8 protein-coding genes and 6 pseudogenes are annotated in these 16,630 nt (G+C 59.4%); 9 read left to right on the forward strand and 5 right to left on the reverse strand.

The window, feature by feature from the left end:
* Positions 1–123: 123 nt before the first annotated feature.
* Entirely contained in the window at positions 124–357 is a 234-nt protein-coding gene (locus AB4Y34_RS38315) for a phage integrase N-terminal SAM-like domain-containing protein (protein WP_368718969.1), read from the reverse strand.
* A 362-nt stretch (positions 358–719) separates the two neighbouring features.
* Between AB4Y34_RS38315 and AB4Y34_RS38320 the strand changes: the two are divergent.
* The 5 genes and pseudogenes from AB4Y34_RS38320 to AB4Y34_RS38340 all read left to right on the forward strand — a co-directional run.
* A pseudogene (locus AB4Y34_RS38320) lies at positions 720–926 on the forward strand (IS110 family transposase); the annotation flags it as partial.
* Positions 927–1,434: 508 nt separating this feature from the next.
* On the forward strand, positions 1,435–1,719 hold the full coding sequence (locus tag AB4Y34_RS38325; protein WP_176369741.1) for a hypothetical protein: 285 nt from the start codon (positions 1,435–1,437) through the stop codon (positions 1,717–1,719).
* Positions 1,720–1,834: 115 nt separating this feature from the next.
* Positions 1,835–4,978 (forward strand): acetoacetate--CoA ligase, encoded by a 3,144-nt coding sequence (locus tag AB4Y34_RS38330; protein WP_368718970.1) that lies wholly within the window; start codon positions 1,835–1,837, stop codon positions 4,976–4,978.
* 745 nt (positions 4,979–5,723) lie between these two features.
* Positions 5,724–5,807, forward strand: a pseudogene (locus AB4Y34_RS38335) (copper resistance protein CopC); the annotation flags it as partial.
* Positions 5,808–6,003: 196 nt separating this feature from the next.
* Positions 6,004–7,284: a hypothetical protein gene (locus tag AB4Y34_RS38340; protein ID WP_309235193.1), complete on the forward strand. Its 1,281-nt coding sequence runs from the start codon at positions 6,004–6,006 to the stop codon at positions 7,282–7,284.
* A 158-nt stretch (positions 7,285–7,442) separates the two neighbouring features.
* Here AB4Y34_RS38340 and rpoD read toward each other — a convergent pair whose 3' ends face one another.
* Positions 7,443–9,425 (reverse strand): RNA polymerase sigma factor RpoD, encoded by a 1,983-nt coding sequence (rpoD, locus tag AB4Y34_RS38345; protein ID WP_368718971.1) that lies wholly within the window; start codon positions 9,423–9,425, stop codon positions 7,443–7,445.
* A gap of 415 nt (positions 9,426–9,840) precedes the next feature.
* Here rpoD and AB4Y34_RS38350 point away from each other — a divergent pair, with 415 nt between their 5' ends.
* Positions 9,841–10,059 (forward strand): hypothetical protein, encoded by a 219-nt coding sequence (locus AB4Y34_RS38350; RefSeq protein ID WP_176369737.1) that lies wholly within the window; start codon positions 9,841–9,843, stop codon positions 10,057–10,059.
* Positions 10,060–10,402: 343 nt separating this feature from the next.
* On the opposite strand, the gene AB4Y34_RS38355 is transcribed toward AB4Y34_RS38350, so the two are convergent.
* Together AB4Y34_RS38355 and AB4Y34_RS38360 are read right to left on the reverse strand one after the other, a co-directional pair.
* On the reverse strand, positions 10,403–11,497 hold the full coding sequence (locus AB4Y34_RS38355; protein ID WP_368718972.1) for a porin: 1,095 nt from the start codon (positions 11,495–11,497) through the stop codon (positions 10,403–10,405).
* A 1,866-nt stretch (positions 11,498–13,363) separates the two neighbouring features.
* Positions 13,364–13,676 (reverse strand): annotated as a pseudogene (locus AB4Y34_RS38360) (transposase); the annotation flags it as partial.
* 364 nt (positions 13,677–14,040) lie between these two features.
* Between AB4Y34_RS38360 and AB4Y34_RS38365 the strand changes: the two are divergent.
* From AB4Y34_RS38365 to AB4Y34_RS38375, 3 genes and pseudogenes are all read left to right on the forward strand, one after another.
* On the forward strand, positions 14,041–14,946 hold the full coding sequence (locus tag AB4Y34_RS38365; protein WP_176369735.1) for a trypsin-like serine protease: 906 nt from the start codon (positions 14,041–14,043) through the stop codon (positions 14,944–14,946).
* Positions 14,947–15,365: 419 nt separating this feature from the next.
* Positions 15,366–16,028, forward strand: a pseudogene (locus tag AB4Y34_RS38370) (transposase); the annotation flags it as partial.
* A gap of 6 nt (positions 16,029–16,034) precedes the next feature.
* A pseudogene (locus AB4Y34_RS38375) lies at positions 16,035–16,553 on the forward strand (transposase); the annotation flags it as partial.
* Here AB4Y34_RS38375 and AB4Y34_RS38380 read toward each other — a convergent pair.
* Positions 16,513–16,630 (reverse strand): annotated as a pseudogene (locus AB4Y34_RS38380) (IS5/IS1182 family transposase); the annotation flags it as partial. The pseudogenes AB4Y34_RS38375 and AB4Y34_RS38380 overlap by 41 nt on opposite strands.

The raw sequence follows: 16,630 nt of genomic DNA on the forward strand, positions 1-16,630 counted from the left end.
GCGTCCGGCCTTCACCAGCTCGACCAGTTGCGCCCGAAATTCCGCCGGGTACGGGGTACGATGCTTGGCCATAATCGGCACCTCCTTCTCCAAAGGATAGATGTCCGTTTTTGCGGGTCAATCTCAGTACAGAAAGCGTAGCGCCGCAGTGGCAACGACCAGCGTGCTGGTTGAGCGTCGCTGGACTTCAATCAGGTGTACCTGCCAGGCACGCACCTCCTCCAGACCCAGCAGATCCGGGGAACGACCGAAGTGCTCGGCAAAGGCATGCACCCGCTGGAGATAGGCGCGTTGAGTGTTGGCAGCGAGGTTGCGCACGCGCATATCCTCGGTCATACGTCGACGTAGGGGTGTCATGGTGAACTCCGTTCGGAAGGGACGAGGCAGCAAACTGCACTGCCATCGTCCCATCCGAGGGAAGACACTCCATGAACAGCATCGAAGACGCCGCCGCTCGCCGACCACCTGCTACCGCGTCAGCGGTTTCGTTCAACATAGCCTATCAGCATTGGCCGGAAAAACCTGAGCGCACGGCGAGCGCGAGTTGGCGGTCAGTGCTCGCCAAGCGACTGCATCGAGCAGGAGTCGTTAAGACACTATGACTTTCCGTGAGGCAGAGGCTGGCCCGCCGTGAGGAATCAAACGCGGGTTAGCATCTCTGCCAGAGCCGCACGGTGTGGACAGCGCCACACCCGGCGATTTCCGGCACGGAGGCCAGCATGGAAAACGATAGCACGGTGTACGTCGGTCTGGATGTTCACAAGGAATCCATCACGGTTGCCTATGCGCTTGGCACGGGCGAAGTCGAACTGCTCGGCAAGACCGGTACGACGAAGACGGATATCGATCGTCTGTGCAAGCGACTTCAGTCGAAAGCGAGACACGTAGAGATTGTCTACGAGGCAGGGCCGTGTGGCTACGGCCTCTAGCCTTGGTGAAGGCCCGCGCTCTTCGTCACTCCGCAAGCTCCACCCTGTCGATGTCTGCGCGAACATGTAGTTAACTTTGATGTCACTAACACCTTACGAACTCTTCGTGGGTCAGGCCAAAGTCAAAGTCAATAACGACCTAATATATTAGCAGCAGATCAACAATTACTCCAACGCGACGATAATCGGTCTTCGTCACTGCATTGGATGCGTCCATTGTTTCATTAAGTCAAAGTTTAGTCCCGCTGCGTCCGGCAAAATGCAAGGTGATTGATAACAAATTTTTACTTGGGATAGTTTCGGTTAATCCAAGGATTTGGTCGGTAGATAATACAGATTCGTTTGCTGACAGATTTGGCGAATACGCTCGACCTCGCGTACCGAAAGCGGCGCAAGGGTCGAAAATTGAATTGGACAAGACGCGTCGCGAGCTCGAGCCAGTTGTGTCACCGCTTCGTCTGCCGTTGCCCCCCGCTTAGACCGCGTCCCAATCGGGAGGATGGTCATGCAGCGCTTTGTTTGGGCAATTGAGACGCCTTTGGATTGGCCTCGCCGCCTCCCTGTGATCGTCACTTTCTATGAGCCGCTGCATCCGGGCTTCCATGCTAAAGGGATTAATTGGGTTCAGATGGCCGGCGCATTTTCCCGCGCGCTTACCCGTTTGAGAGCGTACGGGAAGATTGATCTGAAGCAACACGTACGCGAAAAGCGTTGGAAAATTTACCTTTTAGCATCGTTCTCCGGGCGTGCCAGGTTACAGTGCTTTTATCAAGGTTCAGGTGCCCTATAAACCGCTTCTCAAAGTACATTTTTGCACATATAAAAAGAAGACGGCTCAATAGCATCAATTTGACGATAAACGGGCATCTTAAATCCGTCTCTTTCTGCATTTGCGTGGAGGAAATATGGATCGCCTGCAATTGCCCTGTGCGTCGCCTTACCCCGGTGTAATCCCGGAACGGGTTCCCATTTTTACCAATACCCCCGAGCGCGTCGCCACTTCTCAAATGACCGCGTTCACCGCGGCCTTGCAGGCGCACACGGGCCAGATCTTCGACAGCTACGAAACGCTGCACGCTTTCTCGGTACGGGCATATCGAACGTTCTGGCAAGTCTTCGTGGAATGGTCTGAAGGGCTTGAGTGGTCCGGCAGTATCGAACCCGTGTGCGTCGGCGACGAATGCGAGCACGCACAGTTCTTCCCGGAACTCGAACTGAACTACGCCGAGAACCTCTTAAGCTTGTCGGTAGCAAGGGCCGAGGCACCTGCGCTGACAGCCTGTCACGCCGATGGCCGGCGAGTACATCTGACTCGCGGTGAGCTGCGCGATCGCGTATCGCGTCTCGCGCATGCACTCACGGTATTGGGACTGCGCCAGGGGGATCGCGTAGTGTGTGTGATGCGCAACGACGCTGAAGCGGTCGTCACTGCGCTGGCGGTCACTGCGCTCGGTGCAACGCTGTCGACGGCTGCACCCGAGATGGGTGTCGAGACGCTCCTTGATCGTTTCACACCGCTCTCGCCGCGCCTGCTGTTCGCGCACGCAGCGGCGCAGACTTTCGACACGGGCGCACCGGTCGCGACCAAGATCGGCGAGCTGGCGGCTGCTTTGCCGTCGCTGGAATGTATTGTCCGTCTCGACGATGGCGCCCTACCAGATGCGGTCAAGCAACGAATCTATTCGCTCGATGAACTGGTCGAGCACAGCGACGCCGCATCGTTCGAATGGCGGCGCTTCCCGTTTAACCACCCGCTATTTGTCATGTTTTCGTCGGGCACCACCGGCAAGCCCAAGTGCATCGTGCACGGTGCGGGCGGCACTTTGCTGGAACACCTGAAGGAGCATCGGCTGCATAGCGATCTACGGCCCGGCGACCGGATGTACTTCCATACCACCTGCGCATGGATGATGTGGAACTGGCAGTTGTCGGCGCTTGCGTCCGGCGTCGAAATCGTCACCTATGATGGCCCGATCTCGACGGTCGACACGCTATGGCGCCTTGTTGCCGACGAGCGCGCCACGGTGTTCGGCACGAGTCCCGCTTATCTGAAGATGAGCGAAGACGCGGGGCTGATGCCGGGGCGGCAATTCAATCTAAGCGCCCTGCGCGCGATGATGTCGACGGCCGCAGTGCTGCTCGACCCACAGTTCACCTGGGTGCGTGATCACGTGAAACCGCTGCCTTTGCAGTCGATTTCGGGCGGCACGGACATCATCGGCTGCTTTGTGCTGGGCAATCCCAACCTGCCGGTCTACGCGGGCGAAGCCCAATGCAAGAGTCTTGCGCTTGACGTTCAGGCCCGCTCGCAGGGCGAGTCCGTCGACGGGATCGGCGAACTGGTGTGCGCAAACCCGTTTCCATCACGTCCACTCGGCTTCTTCGGCGACACGGACGGCACCGTCTTTCACGCCGCCTATTTCGCGAGCAATCCGGGCGTCTGGACTCACGGCGACCTGATCGAGTTTTCGCCGCAAGGCACTGCGAGACTGCATGGCCGCACCGATGGCGTCCTGAACGTGCGCGGAGTCAACGTCGGGCCGGTCGAGATCTATCGCGTACTGGATGACATCGAGGAAATCCGCGACGCGATGGTCGTTCAGCAGTCGTTGCGCAATATGACGGCTGGCTCTTCGAACGCAGCCCCAACGGATCAGCGTACGGTGTTGATGCTCGTGCTGCGCGAAGGCTTCGAGCTGAACGCAGCGCTGGCCGCCCGTGTGCGCCGCGACCTTGCACGTCGCACATCTCCGGCGCACGTGCCCGACCGCATCATCGCCGTCGATGCGTTGCCGGTTACGCACAATGGCAAGCCGTCGGAAGCGGCCGCACGCAACGCGATCAGCGGCCTGCCGGTGCGCAACACGGCAGCGCTGCGCAATCCCGAGTGTCTGGACGCGATTCGGTGTCACCCGGCGCTGAACTCGGCAACGCGCGAACTGGCGCCGGTGGGCCAGTCCCGGGAGGATCTCGAACGGCACTTGCAGTCGCAGTGGGAGAGACTGTTCGACATAGCTCCGATCGGTCGCGACGACAACTTCTTCCAACTAGGTGGCAATTCGTTGCTGGCGGCGAGGTTACTTGCCAGTGTGAATGAGTCGACCGGGCGCACGCTGCCGCTCGCGACACTATTCATCGCACCGACCATTGCGCGCCTCGCCGCGGCAATCGACGAGCCCGGAGTGCCACAATCTTCGCCGACGGTCGTACCGATACGAGCAGGCACGGGTACACCGCTCTTCCTGGTACACGGGGTGAGCGGCACCGTCATGGAATGCTCGGCGCTCATCGGGGCGATGCAGACTCCGCGCCCGATGTTCGGTCTGCAGGCACGAGGCCTCGACGGCGAGCAGCCGGCACAACGGCGCGTTCACGACATCGCGGCCAGCTACATCGGACAGATGCGCAGCGTGCAGCCGACGGGACCCTACGCGGTGGTGGGCTACTCGTTCGGCGGATTGATTGCGGTCGAGATTGCGCAACAGCTAAGCCGCGCCGGCGAGCAAATGGAATTGCTGTGCCTGATCGATACCTATGCGCACGAGCGTTGCCTCCCTTGGCGGGCCTGGCTGCGGCACAACCGTGACTTCCTGGGCTGGCACTGGCGCATGCTGCGCGCCGTGCCCAAGGCGCAACTTACGCACTACGTGAAGGACAGACTCGCGAATGTCGTAGATCATTTGCGCATGCGCAGTGGACGCATGGCACACCGCCCAAACAGCCACAACGCGATGATGCCGCCGGCCCTACGAACGGTGCGCGAGACGTTGCGGGTAGCGATGACGACGTATCGGCCAAGGCCCTATCACGCTGGACCGATCGTCTATGTACACGCGACCTCCGCGCTGTCTTACCGTAACAATCAGTTGACGCTGTGGCGGCACATCGCTCGCGGCGGGCTGGATGTCGTCGATGTGTCTTGCGACCACTTCGAGATGATCGCCGAGCCGAATGTGCAGGTCGTGGCTGCGGCGCTGGATCGGCGCCTGACCAGCAGCGACAAATCGGGATCCGGGTTTCCAGCGTTCGGAGGCGTCGCGTGCGCCTAGGCGATCGCTGGTCGCCCTCCGCCGCGTGGCAGAGCGCGACCAGCACCAACCGTTTTCATCCGGGTTAACCTGATACCGGAAAGAGCGCTGCCTACGCTGTTTGATCCGATGACACCAGCGATCCTTCACAACCCGGAGGGGACTGCGGCAGGCATGGGCCTTGGCCTCTACACTGTCGCTGCATTGCCACGGCCCATCCCGGAACAATAGGTGTTGAATCAAGCGGGCACGGGACGAGTTTCAGCGTCTGTATCCCGAGTTCGCTTTCGATTTCAGGTTAGCCTGTTGATCGCTAGACGCTTGGGGACAGCTCGGCGGACGGATGACCGCCCCTCATGCGAAACTAGCCATCGTGGTGACACGAGTTCGGACGGCGGTTGCGGGTAAGTAGCCGCCAGATCTGTCCGACGCCCGAGCACTTGGCCTTTGCTCTCACGCCATACGTCGAGGCAGAAATCATAGACGCCGCCAGGTGATGCCGGCGCCCTTGCCTCTATCAGTCGACGAGGCGGCCACCGACGACACCCAGATGCTGTACACAATGTCATTGCGGCGCGTCGGGATGCGGTCGAACTATGCTGGGCAGCAATGCTGCGTCGGCATGTCCTGCTGCAACGCAGACAGTCCGATGCACGAATTCTCCAGCGTCTGATACAGACACAGCGCGCGCCGATATCTGAACATGCGCCTTGGCGGCATAGATGGGTGCCAGATTGCGATCGTTTGTCGCGTTGCAGATCGATGGGCGGCCAAGGCCAAGGTAGATTCGTTGAACCCACGCATGCTCATCGTTGCGGTCCCGAAGCTCGCTTCCGGCTCGTATACCGTCCCTATATGGGCAGGCTGGCGCATCCGATGCGAACATTGCCTCTCGTCTATAATTCACGAGCCAGAACATCAACGATCGCACGGAGCCACATTTTATGGGTCAACCCCGCGGACGATTTGCGGGACCTCGGGACAGCGGACAACGCCAACCTCGCCACGCGAAAAAGTCTCCGTCCAACCGGCCGGGACAACCATACGTGAAGGCGCCTCCTCGAGACTCCACTCAGACTGCGTCGATCTTCAAAACACGGTCGTTCCAGTTTCTCGTCGATGCGGTGGGTGCAGAGAATATCGCGCTCGGACTCGACTCGAACATGACGCGAGTTGCTGAATTGATGAAGGGTGAAAGATTCACGCCCGAGACCGCTTTTCATATGGAAACGACGCTTGGACTGCCGCATGGTTTCTTTGACCAGCCCCATCCTGCCCTCGCGCCCGAAACCATCGCCCGTCTGAAGTCACCGCTCGACTTTATCAAAACAGACAGCGAGCCCGAGGTTGCGTCTCAAACGCGCATACCGGCTTCCGCCCCGAACGGCGGCCAACAATCCATTCTTGCAGACAACCTGTCCGAGGAAACGGAAATGCCAAAGAAAGCAACGGGCGGATCGCCGGTGACCGTCAAAAAGAGTCGAGGCCAGTTGACCAGACCGACAGGCGCCCATGCGGCAAGAAAAGGTTCATCATCGAAACCCACAGCCTCTTCTGAAGCGACCCGGCAGCAACCGCTGGCGTTAGACGACAGCGCCACGCTTGAAAACATTCGACGGCAGAACCTCCTCGTCCTCACGGGTCGCAACGGCTCCAAAGCACGCCTTGGTGTCGTCATGTCGATGACTAAGTCCAATACCGCCCATCGGCTATATGGCAAGAAGCGCATGGACGATGCCGAGGCGAACCGTTTCACGGAGCGCCTTGGTTTGCCGACTGGCTGGCTGGACACCCCGCGCTCGGAAGTGGAAATTCCCGAGTCGGTGTTACGTTTGCTGACCCCTGCTTCGCGCGGTCGGGGATCCGTTGCCCAACAGGAGTCGGTCGAGCCTGCGACGAAGAAAGGTGCCCCAGGCAAACCCGCATCTCCGAAGGCGCACACGCGGCGCGCGCGGACGGGCGTCCCGGTCGAGCCGGAAAACGTCTCGCCAGCTTCCGCGGACATCGCAGATGAGAACACGGCAATCGTCGTCGGCCCGCATGATCATATAAGCGATGCGCATGCCGAGGCCGCCGGTCGCTCTTCTGAAGGAAATGACGGCGAGCTGCCTACAGTCATATCGGCAACCCCTGAGGCACTTGAGCCTGCCGCAATCTCCCGGCAAAACCTCGTCCCACTCCCCGCTTCCGTCACCAGCCTGGAAAATCTCCACGGCATCGCGCCAATCGCGGAAGCATTGATCAAGACGTTGGCAGGAAAGGCGCGCACAGGACGGCTGGACGAATTGAAGGCTCTGGAACTTTTGCAGCAGGCAGTCCTGTTGTGAGTCGGCGATAGCGGACGATGACCCACTGTCCCGCGGAGCCCGACGCGCATCGGGCCCGCCCTGACCCAGAGGTATCGGACCGCAACTATCCGGTCGACAAGCGACTGCTCAAGCCCCCCTTCGAAACGGCACAAGCCTCCAATGCACGCGTCAGCGCCTTAATGGTCGAGAAATGGTCGTAGCTTGGCGGTGCGGTTCGGATGCGTCAGTTTTCGCATCGCCTTGCTTTCGATCTGCCGGATCCGTTCGCGCGTCAAGTCAAACTGTTTGCCCAGTTCCTCAAGCGTACAGTCAGATGCGGTATCGATCCCGAAACGCATCCGCAACACCTTCGCTTCACGCGGCGACAATGCGTCGAGCGCCGTATTGATCGCGGCGCGCAGATTCGCCTGCACGGCCGCATCGGCGGGCGACGTCGCCGTCGGATCTTCGATCATATCGCCAAGTGTCGCATCAGCATCGTCACCCACTGGCGTCTCAAGCGATAAGGGCTGCCTCCCAATCTTCAACATGGCGCGAACCTTCTCTTCCGGTAATTCCATGCGCTGCGCCAACACCGCAGGATGAGCCTCGCGTCCGGTTTGTTGCAGGATCTCGCGGGAAATCCGGTTCAGCTTGTTGATCGACTCCATCATGTGAACGGGAATCCGGATCGTGCGAGCCTGATCCGCAAGCGAACGCGTGACTGCCTGCCGCACCCACCACGTTGCGTAGGTTGAAAACTTCCAGCCGCGTCGATATTCGAATTTGTCGACGGCTTTCATCAGACCGATATTTCCTTCCTGGATGAGATCCAGGAAGTGCATGCCCCGGTTCACATATTTTTTCGCAATGGAGATCACGAGGCGCAGGTTGGCCTCGATCATCTCGCGCTTTGCCTGCAGCATCTTCGACTCGGCCGCCATCATCTGCCGGTTGATCTTCTTCAACTGCTGCAACGGCAGTCCGACCTTCGTTTCGATATCGAGAAGCTTCCGCTGTTCAGCCTGAATCGCCGGCAGACTACGTTCGAGGGCGGCGCCGTACTCGCGCGACGCCGCCGCCGTGCTTTCAGACCACGCGAGATCAGTTTCGCGTCCCAGAAACGACTCGACGAACTTCTCGCGCGGCATGCCGCATCGGTCAACAGCAATTTGCAGAATATGGCGCTCGACTGCGCGCACCTGTGCGACCTGCTGTTGCACATCGTTACATAGCCGATCGATGGTTCGCGCCGTGAATCGAATGGGCGCCAACTCGCGCTGGATCGCTTCACGCAGGTCCGCGCGAGCCACCCGCCCCTTACCCTGCGCAGCCTGGGAACCAGAAATCTGCTCGAACAGCTCGCGCACCCGGGAAAAAATAACGAGGCTGTCGCTCGTGAGTTGTTTCAGGCGCGCTTCGTTCGACCTCGCCGTGTCTCGGTCTTCAATCTCGCTGTCCTCATCGTCGTCGTCAGCGATGGCCTGCTCGGTGTCCGGCGCTTCAGCGAAGTCCGTCGACGACTGTTCGACCGATTCGGTTTCCGCATTGATACCGTCAACCAGTTCGTCAATGCGCAGTTCACCGGCTTCAATCTGCTTCGCGCTCAGAAGGATCGCGGAGACGGTAACCGGGCACGCAGCAATCGTCCGGATCATTTCCTGGCGGCCGCCTTCGATTCGCTTCGCAATCTCGATCTCGCCCGCGCGAGTCAACAATCCGGTCGCGCCCATTTCACGCATATACATGCGGAAGGGATCGGTCGTACGCCCGAATTCCGAATCGACGCTGGAAAGCGCGACTTCCGCCTCCTCGTCGGCCTGGTCATCCAACATGGTTGCCGGCGTCGCGTCGTTCATAAGCAGCACCTCCGCTGAAGGCGCCTGTTCGTAGACCGCGACGCCCATGTCATTGAAGGTGCTGACAATGGTTTCAATGGCAGCGGTCTGCGCGAAGTTGTCCGGCAGGTGATCGTTGATTTCGGCATGGGTCAGGTAGCCGCGCTCCTTGCCGAGCTGAATGAGTGCGCGCATCTGACGCTGCCGCTCTTCGTCCGGCGACACTATATCCACCGGCAGCAGGCCTGCGGTTGCCTTGCTCTTCGATGCGCGCCGGGCCGACGCTTTCGGCGCTGATGCAGCTGTATCTGGACCTGAATTGCACGGATCAACCTTTGCCATACATTCTCCTGAAGGGGTTTGCCCGGCGATCGCGAAACCAGCGGTTGCCGGCACCGTGGCGGGCGAGTTGTACACATTCGACGGCTGCGGGGCAGGCACGAGATGAAGGATCGCAACGGGCAATGCACACGGCCCGCAGAACGAGCGGGCGATAGGGAAGCGCAAAACGTGGCGCACGAGGAGGAAAGGCTAGCAATGTAACACCACTTGCTGCACCGCACCAATCCCGCGAATTATTCGGCTGACACACGGGCCGCGATCGAATGAGGACCCGGCGGACCTGCCTGAGGTAGGCGATCGCCGGAAAGCGCGCGATCGAGCACCACGGGCATCTCCCGGTTGCCCCGCGTGTGACTTACCCGGTGCTTCGATTATGATATCCATCCGACGATCTTGACCATCTGCGGAACTGGCGATGAAGCCAATCAAATTGCGAGTATCGCGCGACGAAGCGGGCAACCTGCTGGACGATTTGACTGTATGGGCGAGCACCAGCGGCATTGACCCAGGGCTTTCCACCTTCAATACGCCCCATACCTTGTCGAGCACCAATTCGCCCGTTGTCTATCATGTCTATGTGGGCGAGAGCTTTTTCGAGCAGTTCCCGGAGTGGCGCATGTTCATCGAGCAGTAACCGGTCACCTCGGCTATGCAAAACCGGCGACAACGCCCAAAGATTTAGAGACAACTGCGTGTCAGTCGCAATCTTTTCAATTCATTTGACGACAGCGGCCAGCAAAGTGGGAACACCGCAGCGGCGTTCGCGCCTCGCTTCGATATCGGCAGCGGCCGGCCGTTCAAGACGGAAGTCGATGCCTTGACGGGCGAATTCAGCGCGGCGCGCCAAGTCGTTGACCGCCTATGCAGCGTCCGTTCTATCCGACAAGCGGCCGGTTCAGCTCACAAGGAACAGCTGGTTGCGGAGTAGCGTCGTTTGCTGCGCGCTTCGCGGCGTCGTAAGCCGACATCATCCAGCCCTAGAAGCGGTGCCGGATGCCCGTGCCGGCGAGCAACTGGTTTTGACTGCTCGACGGATCGTTGGTGTTGATCACGGCAGGCGCGCCCGATGACGCGTGCTGATAGATCGTTTCCGCATACACGTCCGTACGCTTCGACAGTTGATAGACGGCCTGCAGCGCGCCCTGGTGCCAATGCGCCGAAGAAGCGTCGGAGAAGACGTACATACCCGCTAGCGAGAGGGCGGGCGAAGCTTGCCAGACCGCGCTGATCTCGTAGTTACTGAACCCGATCGACGGCAAAGCGCCGCCGTTGTCCGCGTCGGCAACGCCCGTGTAGATGGAACGCGACCACGCCCCTGCCAGCGTCACATCGCCGAGCGCATAACTCGCGCCGGCGGCGATCACATCCTGCTTTTGCACACTGGCGTCGATCACTGTCTGACCGCTGCCGGGCAATGCCGCCGGCGAGTAGGCACCGACCTCGTTGAGGCCGCGTCCGTTGTTGCGCATCCATGCGACACCGGCATTGAATGGGCCATTGCCGTAGTTCGCAGCAATGCCGTATGCGCGGTTCTGCGCGAACCGGCCCGCAGTGTTGGAGAATGCATACATGCCGCCGAAGCTGAACCCGTTCAGAGAGGCGCTTGCATATTTGACGGAGTTCGCGGCGAGGTAGGAGTTGTTGGCATTGTCGTTGTCAAACGGATGCGCGAACGCGGTACCGCCGGCTCCCCCTGTCAGCGTGAAGGGCGCGAAATAGTCGTGAATCAGGTCGTATTGGTGGCCAAGGGTCAGCGTACCGAGGGTCTCGGATTGAAGTCCCACGTACATCGGATGCTCGTTGAATCCTTCGCCCGAGGTGACCGAGTAGCCACGCTCCATGCGAAAGAGTGCTCGGGCTCCGCCGCCCAGATCTTCGGTACCTTGCAACCCCCAGAAACTGCCATCTATCAATCCCGACGTCGCGCGATATTGCGCATGTCCATCCACGTTGCTGACGTAGGCGAGGCCCGCATCGAGCGCACCGTATAACGTGACGCTTTGGGCTGAGCAGGTAGAACTGAGGGGCGCTAGCAATGCGCCGGCCAACGAGCAGTAGTGAAGTTGGTTCATGATCAAAAAGAAAGGGTATTGGGGCGGAAAATGCCGAACGCACCAATGCGCTCAAGGCACACGGGTGCCACGCGAGATTGCCGGTAAAGTGCCGATGGATCGAAGCTAGTCAGATCGGCAGATCGATTGACGGCGAGATCTGGATGATGTTGTCAGCCGCAAAGGCTGGCGCAAGGAGGTGACTGTGACGTTCATGTGCGGCTCCGTGGGGTTTCGCACCCCGGTTTGTCCGATACAGGAACGAAAAGAGATCTGACTCCTGCCACAGGCAGGAGAATGCCAGGACAGACACAGTGGCGCGACCGCGCCGGATTCCCCCTTTTCGTTCGACGGAATGTAGTTATCATTTGGTCACTAACGGCGATGCAAACTGTCGACGGGACAACAGAGGAATCGCGGGATTCTAAGTTTCGGTGAGCGTAGTGCCTGCCGTTGGATATGACAATAAGGCACTGCCTAGCGAGGATTCCCTGCGCTCCAACGGAATGGCCGATGAGCCGCTGTGATGTGCCGCGGCAACAGTTGAGAACGACTATTCCACTCGGATATCCCCGCCTTTGCAACGCAGGCTACTCGATCGGCAGTTGAGGGGCGAGATCGTGTGGAAACTCCCTTTTCACGGTTAATGCTGAACAGCAACTGGCCGGCTCTTCGTCATTGCCTGCATTCCTCTATGTTGCAAACTGCCATGTCGATATACATCACAAAAAACGCGCAGCAAGACATTCAATGTTACGCTTTCCTGCGGAAAGTGACCACTGCCTAAGTGATAACAAAGGCCTATTTTTTGAATAGGCCGCATTTTCTTATCCCTAATAAACCGCTGTCGCAAGTTATACCTCAATAGCAGGGGCGATATCAAATAAAGATAATTTATGCCTATAGGAAAATCTTCGATGGGAATCTCCTGTTCCCCGACTTCACAAGCGTTATGGATGGTATGCGAGAGCCCTGAAGTTGGGGCCGTGTTCCGCCGCCCCGGAAGCATCGCGAAGAGGTGCCTGAGCAATGCAGACAGCCGGATACTGGGAGCGGCAGGAGCCTAAGCCAGCAATTAGTGCAGGCAAAGGAAGCTCGAAGATCATGGAAAAGGACCGCCAAGACTGCAAAGACGTGGATACGGGACGTACGGATACCTTTGGTTTTCCTCATGTCTCGAACGAGAAGCTCGCGCGACGATCTCTCAGCACGGACCTCCATGATAAGCAGCATCGACATCAATATATTTGATACCCCGTCCTTCTAGTGAAGGCGTAGAGAATTTCGTAAGATACGTAACCTGCGGCGAGGGCAAATTAAATGCGGTGTATTAACGTTTTCCAATATGGAGTGTCTATGAAAAATATGAAGCGAGTGCTATGTGGTGGCTTGCTGTCCGTTGCTCTAGTGGGGGTGGCGGCGCAGGCTACTGAGGTCCCGATCCAAATGTACTCAATTCCAAGTCCTGCGGACCCTTTCGATACTTCTACCTACTACTGCGGGCCCGGCGGGGAAGATGGGCATGGGAGTCACGCGGTGGAGCAAAGCGACCGGTCTTTGAGCCTCGCATAATGCCTACGAGAAACTAGGCAATGACAAAAGGAAATCCCACATTCATCAGCGGCGCGAGGTGAAAGGTGACATTGGCCGATGTCGGAAGCGAAGGTGCGCTGGCGAAACTGACTCACCAAGTCGATGTTTATCTTAGCGAGATTACTGAGGCTGGAGTCAGCAATCCTCGGCGGACGTGTTCTGCACGACTCGCGCATTTACGCAGTGCTTCAATCGAGTTGGCTCATAACAATCCGCGGAATGTTGAACATTTAGGCTTCCGGTGGAAATCGAGGTGTGGGAATTGCAGGGACTTACTGGCAAGTTTCTGGTTCCTCGAGGATTACCGGGGAACGGACCGCGGATCTTGAGGAAGAAATATTTCTCGTCGCGGTACCCGTAAGCGCGACGTTTAATGACCTTGATGGTGTTGTTGATGTCCTCGACGACGCTGGTATTGAGCGGACGCCGGCAACGGGCCGCCATGCCAATAGCCTTGCAGACGCTGGGCGAACAATGTCAGAGCGGCAATCCCGCTTTGCCGGGCTTGCTTGAACCACTGCTCCTAGGCCTTTTGTACCGAGGCGGGTTTGCGGCAGAAGCACAGCCGTTTCAGTTCGTCGCGCAGCGCGTAGACGCATAACAGCGCCGGACCTCAGGACCTTTGATTTTTTGAATCTTTTCGGACCCAACCGCCATTTTTTGCACCAAAGGTACGTTTCCCCCGAACGGGGGTGCTGGAGCGCTGTGCCTACCTTCGTCGTCAAGGTAAGCCGCTGCGCGGCGACGAAATGCAACAACGCCGATAAAAGTGGCAAAAACCCATGTCCCTGAGGAGCGAGACATGCAGACGAACCCGAACGAACTGATCTGCTGAACTCAGGCCCGCGAGATGGCCACGGACGCCGCCCAGACCGACATGGTGCCGACGAAGGCGAGCCGGACGCCTGAAATGGGCCTCGCGAACCACGACTTTCCCCGATCCCGACATCCCTGAGAGGACTCGATCCCTGATGAAAACCCTACCACTGCAAAAGCGTGTGGCATCCCTCGCAATGGCCATCGCCATCACCCTCGCATCCTCGGTCGCCACGGCGCAAACCCCGGGCGTCGTGCAGCCTCGCAATCCCGACCGCGCAGTCCTGCCGGTCATCTCTGGCTCGAAGGTCAGCGTTCCAGATGGATCATGCACCGTAGGGGCGGTGTTGGTGCCCAAGAGCATCCTCCACAGACTGACGCCTTACCAACGTGCCACACGATGGCTCGTGCTTGCCAAGCACTGCGCGCCGATGTACACCACCATCCAGGTGGGTACCATTGCCATCGGCACCGTCGTGTGGCAGTCGGCTGCCTCAGACATCGAGCTTGTGCGGGTATCGCCCAAGCCGAATCCGAGGTCCTTGCAATGCGCCTCCACCTCTCACAGCGCAGCCTTCTGCAGTCCGGTCCAGACTTATACGCCCCTTGCGAATAACCAGGTCTTCATGCCGCGCGCCGGCCAGGAAGCGCGCCTTGCTGTTACCGGGTGGTCGGACGCGCCGGATGAACAGTTCTGTACAAGCGGTTGGCGCACCGGCGTCCGCTGCGTGTGGCGAGGCATGTCTCTCGCGCCGGGAGATTTGAAACCGAAGTATGAACACATCGATGCCGCGGCCTCGTCCGAGTTCGACAGCGTTGACAAGGGCGACTCCGGCGGACCGGTCGTCACCTACGACCGGCATCTGATCGGGATCATCTCCTCCGGCGAGGCTGAGGCCCGTTCCATCGTCTACTACACGCCAATGCAACAGGTGCTGTACGAGCTTTACAGCTACAGCTTCGCCCCGGCCGACCTACCCACCGATGTCGGCGAGGACAATCCGCTATCCCGCAACGGTGAAAACGCCGGTTGGGAACTGGCGCCGACCGACGACAAGTGAGGTGCCCGGTCGCGACCCACTGCCGGATGAAGGCGCGCGGGTCGGCGTTCATGACGTCGGCCTGTGTCGTCAGCATTCCGTGCGGGTAGTGGGAGTAGCTTTGCTATGTGGTTGAGTCGCCCCTGGAAAACCCAGCAGTCCGTTACAGAACAAGGTAAGCCGCTGCGCGGCGACTAGAACCATCCCCCGCTCGCGGCCAACGCCGCAGGCAAGCCCGCCGTTGGCCGCGAGCGGGGGATGGTAGAGTCGGAGGTGTCGCGCACGGGAGGTACTGATCATCAGAACCGTCAGTCCGATCAAACAGCTGCTGCAGACCGGCGAGGCCTGGTGGCGGTATTTCAAAAAAAAGCATGAGCATGAGATCCGCTCGGCGGTGGTGGACAACGTGGTGCGCCTGCTCGCTTGCGGACTGGAAAGTAATGGGCTACGCGAGCCACTGCTGCTCGAACGGAGCCTGCCCGCATCGCAAGAAGGTGTGCTTCAGCTGCAAGAGCCGGTTCTGCCCCACGTGCGGCAAGAAGGCGACGGACCAATGGATCGCCACGCAAACGGCAAGGCTGCCGCAAACGCGCTGGCAGCACATCACGCTGACGATGCCCTCGGCCCTGTGGGAGGTATTCAGGCTGAACCGCGCGTTGCTGAAGGCGCCCAGCCGGCTGGCTGCGGGCATCATCGAAAAAACGGCGGCCCGCAAAGGCATCCTGCCGGGCATCTTCACGACGCTGCACACGTTCGGGCGCGACCTGCAATGGAACGTGCATGTCCATCTGAGCGTGACCTGCGGGGACTTAACGCCCGACGGCGAGCAGTGGAAGTCGATGTATTTCGTGAAGGCACAGGTCATGCCGATGTGGCGCTACGCAATCGTCGATCTGTTGCGGCAGTCGCACGACGCGCTGGTTCTGCCGCAGGAGCTGAAAATGCGGTGCCCGGCAAAAGTGGCGTGGAGCCGCTGGCTGGATGGTCACTACGGCAAGCCATGGATCGTCCATTTTGCGCCACCGTCGGACAGCCATATCCGCAACGTGAACTACCTTGGCCGATACATCAAACGCCCGCCGCTGCCGCAGTCGAGGCTGAAGCATTACGACGGCTTTCCACCGTGGAAGTTGGTCAATCAGCAGACCCAGCGTTGGATTCAGGCAAGCTGTTCTGGGGCCATGGTGCGCGACCTGCGTTCCATCATCCGGGTTGCTCAGGACCGTCGAGGTCAACCAAGCGCGTGCATATGGCGGTGGACAGGTTGAGGCAATTGCTCGCGGTACGTGTGACGCTGGGCAAGGAACAGAGGCGCGCGCAGGTCAGAGAGTTGGCGCGGCAGGTTCAACAGGCGACGGGCCAGACGCTCAAGGTGGCGTTTGCCGACCACGGATACACTGGCGAAGAGTCCGCGCAAGCGGCACTGGACGAAGTGCATTGAGCTTAAGTCATCAAGCTCCCGGAGGGCAAGAAGGGCTTTGTGCTGTTGCCGCGCTGCTGGGTGTGTCGAGCGCAGCTTCGGCTGGCTCAACCGTTTCCGTCGTCTGGCAAGCGACAACCAGCGGTTGCCTGCAACCTTAGAGCGTGTTAGGAACTTTGAAGTACTGGCACGGCGTGGACAAGCATGAGCATTGCGAAGACGACGAAATGAAGCCCAGCGAGAGTTTCGGGAAGCCGTTCATAGTCACGTGCGAGACGCCGGAAA

It is taken from the genome of Paraburkholderia sp. BR10954 (assembly GCF_040965775.1).
GTDB classification, from domain to species: domain Bacteria; phylum Pseudomonadota; class Gammaproteobacteria; order Burkholderiales; family Burkholderiaceae; genus Paraburkholderia; species Paraburkholderia youngii.

Excerpts from the sequence above, each read along its gene's own strand:
- AB4Y34_RS38365 (WP_176369735.1), top strand. The coding sequence starts at position 14,041 with ATGAAAACCCTACCACTGCAAAAGCGTGTGGCATCCCTCGCAATGGCC.
- rpoD (WP_368718971.1), bottom strand. The coding sequence starts at position 9,425 with ATGGCAAAGGTTGATCCGTGCAATTCAGGTCCAGATACAGCTGCATCA.
- AB4Y34_RS38325 (WP_176369741.1), top strand. The coding sequence starts at position 1,435 with ATGCAGCGCTTTGTTTGGGCAATTGAGACGCCTTTGGATTGGCCTCGC.
- AB4Y34_RS38315 (WP_368718969.1), bottom strand. The coding sequence starts at position 357 with ATGACACCCCTACGTCGACGTATGACCGAGGATATGCGCGTGCGCAAC.
- AB4Y34_RS38355 (WP_368718972.1), bottom strand. The coding sequence starts at position 11,497 with ATGAACCAACTTCACTACTGCTCGTTGGCCGGCGCATTGCTAGCGCCC.
- AB4Y34_RS38350 (WP_176369737.1), top strand. The coding sequence starts at position 9,841 with ATGAAGCCAATCAAATTGCGAGTATCGCGCGACGAAGCGGGCAACCTG.
- AB4Y34_RS38330 (WP_368718970.1), top strand. The coding sequence starts at position 1,835 with ATGGATCGCCTGCAATTGCCCTGTGCGTCGCCTTACCCCGGTGTAATC.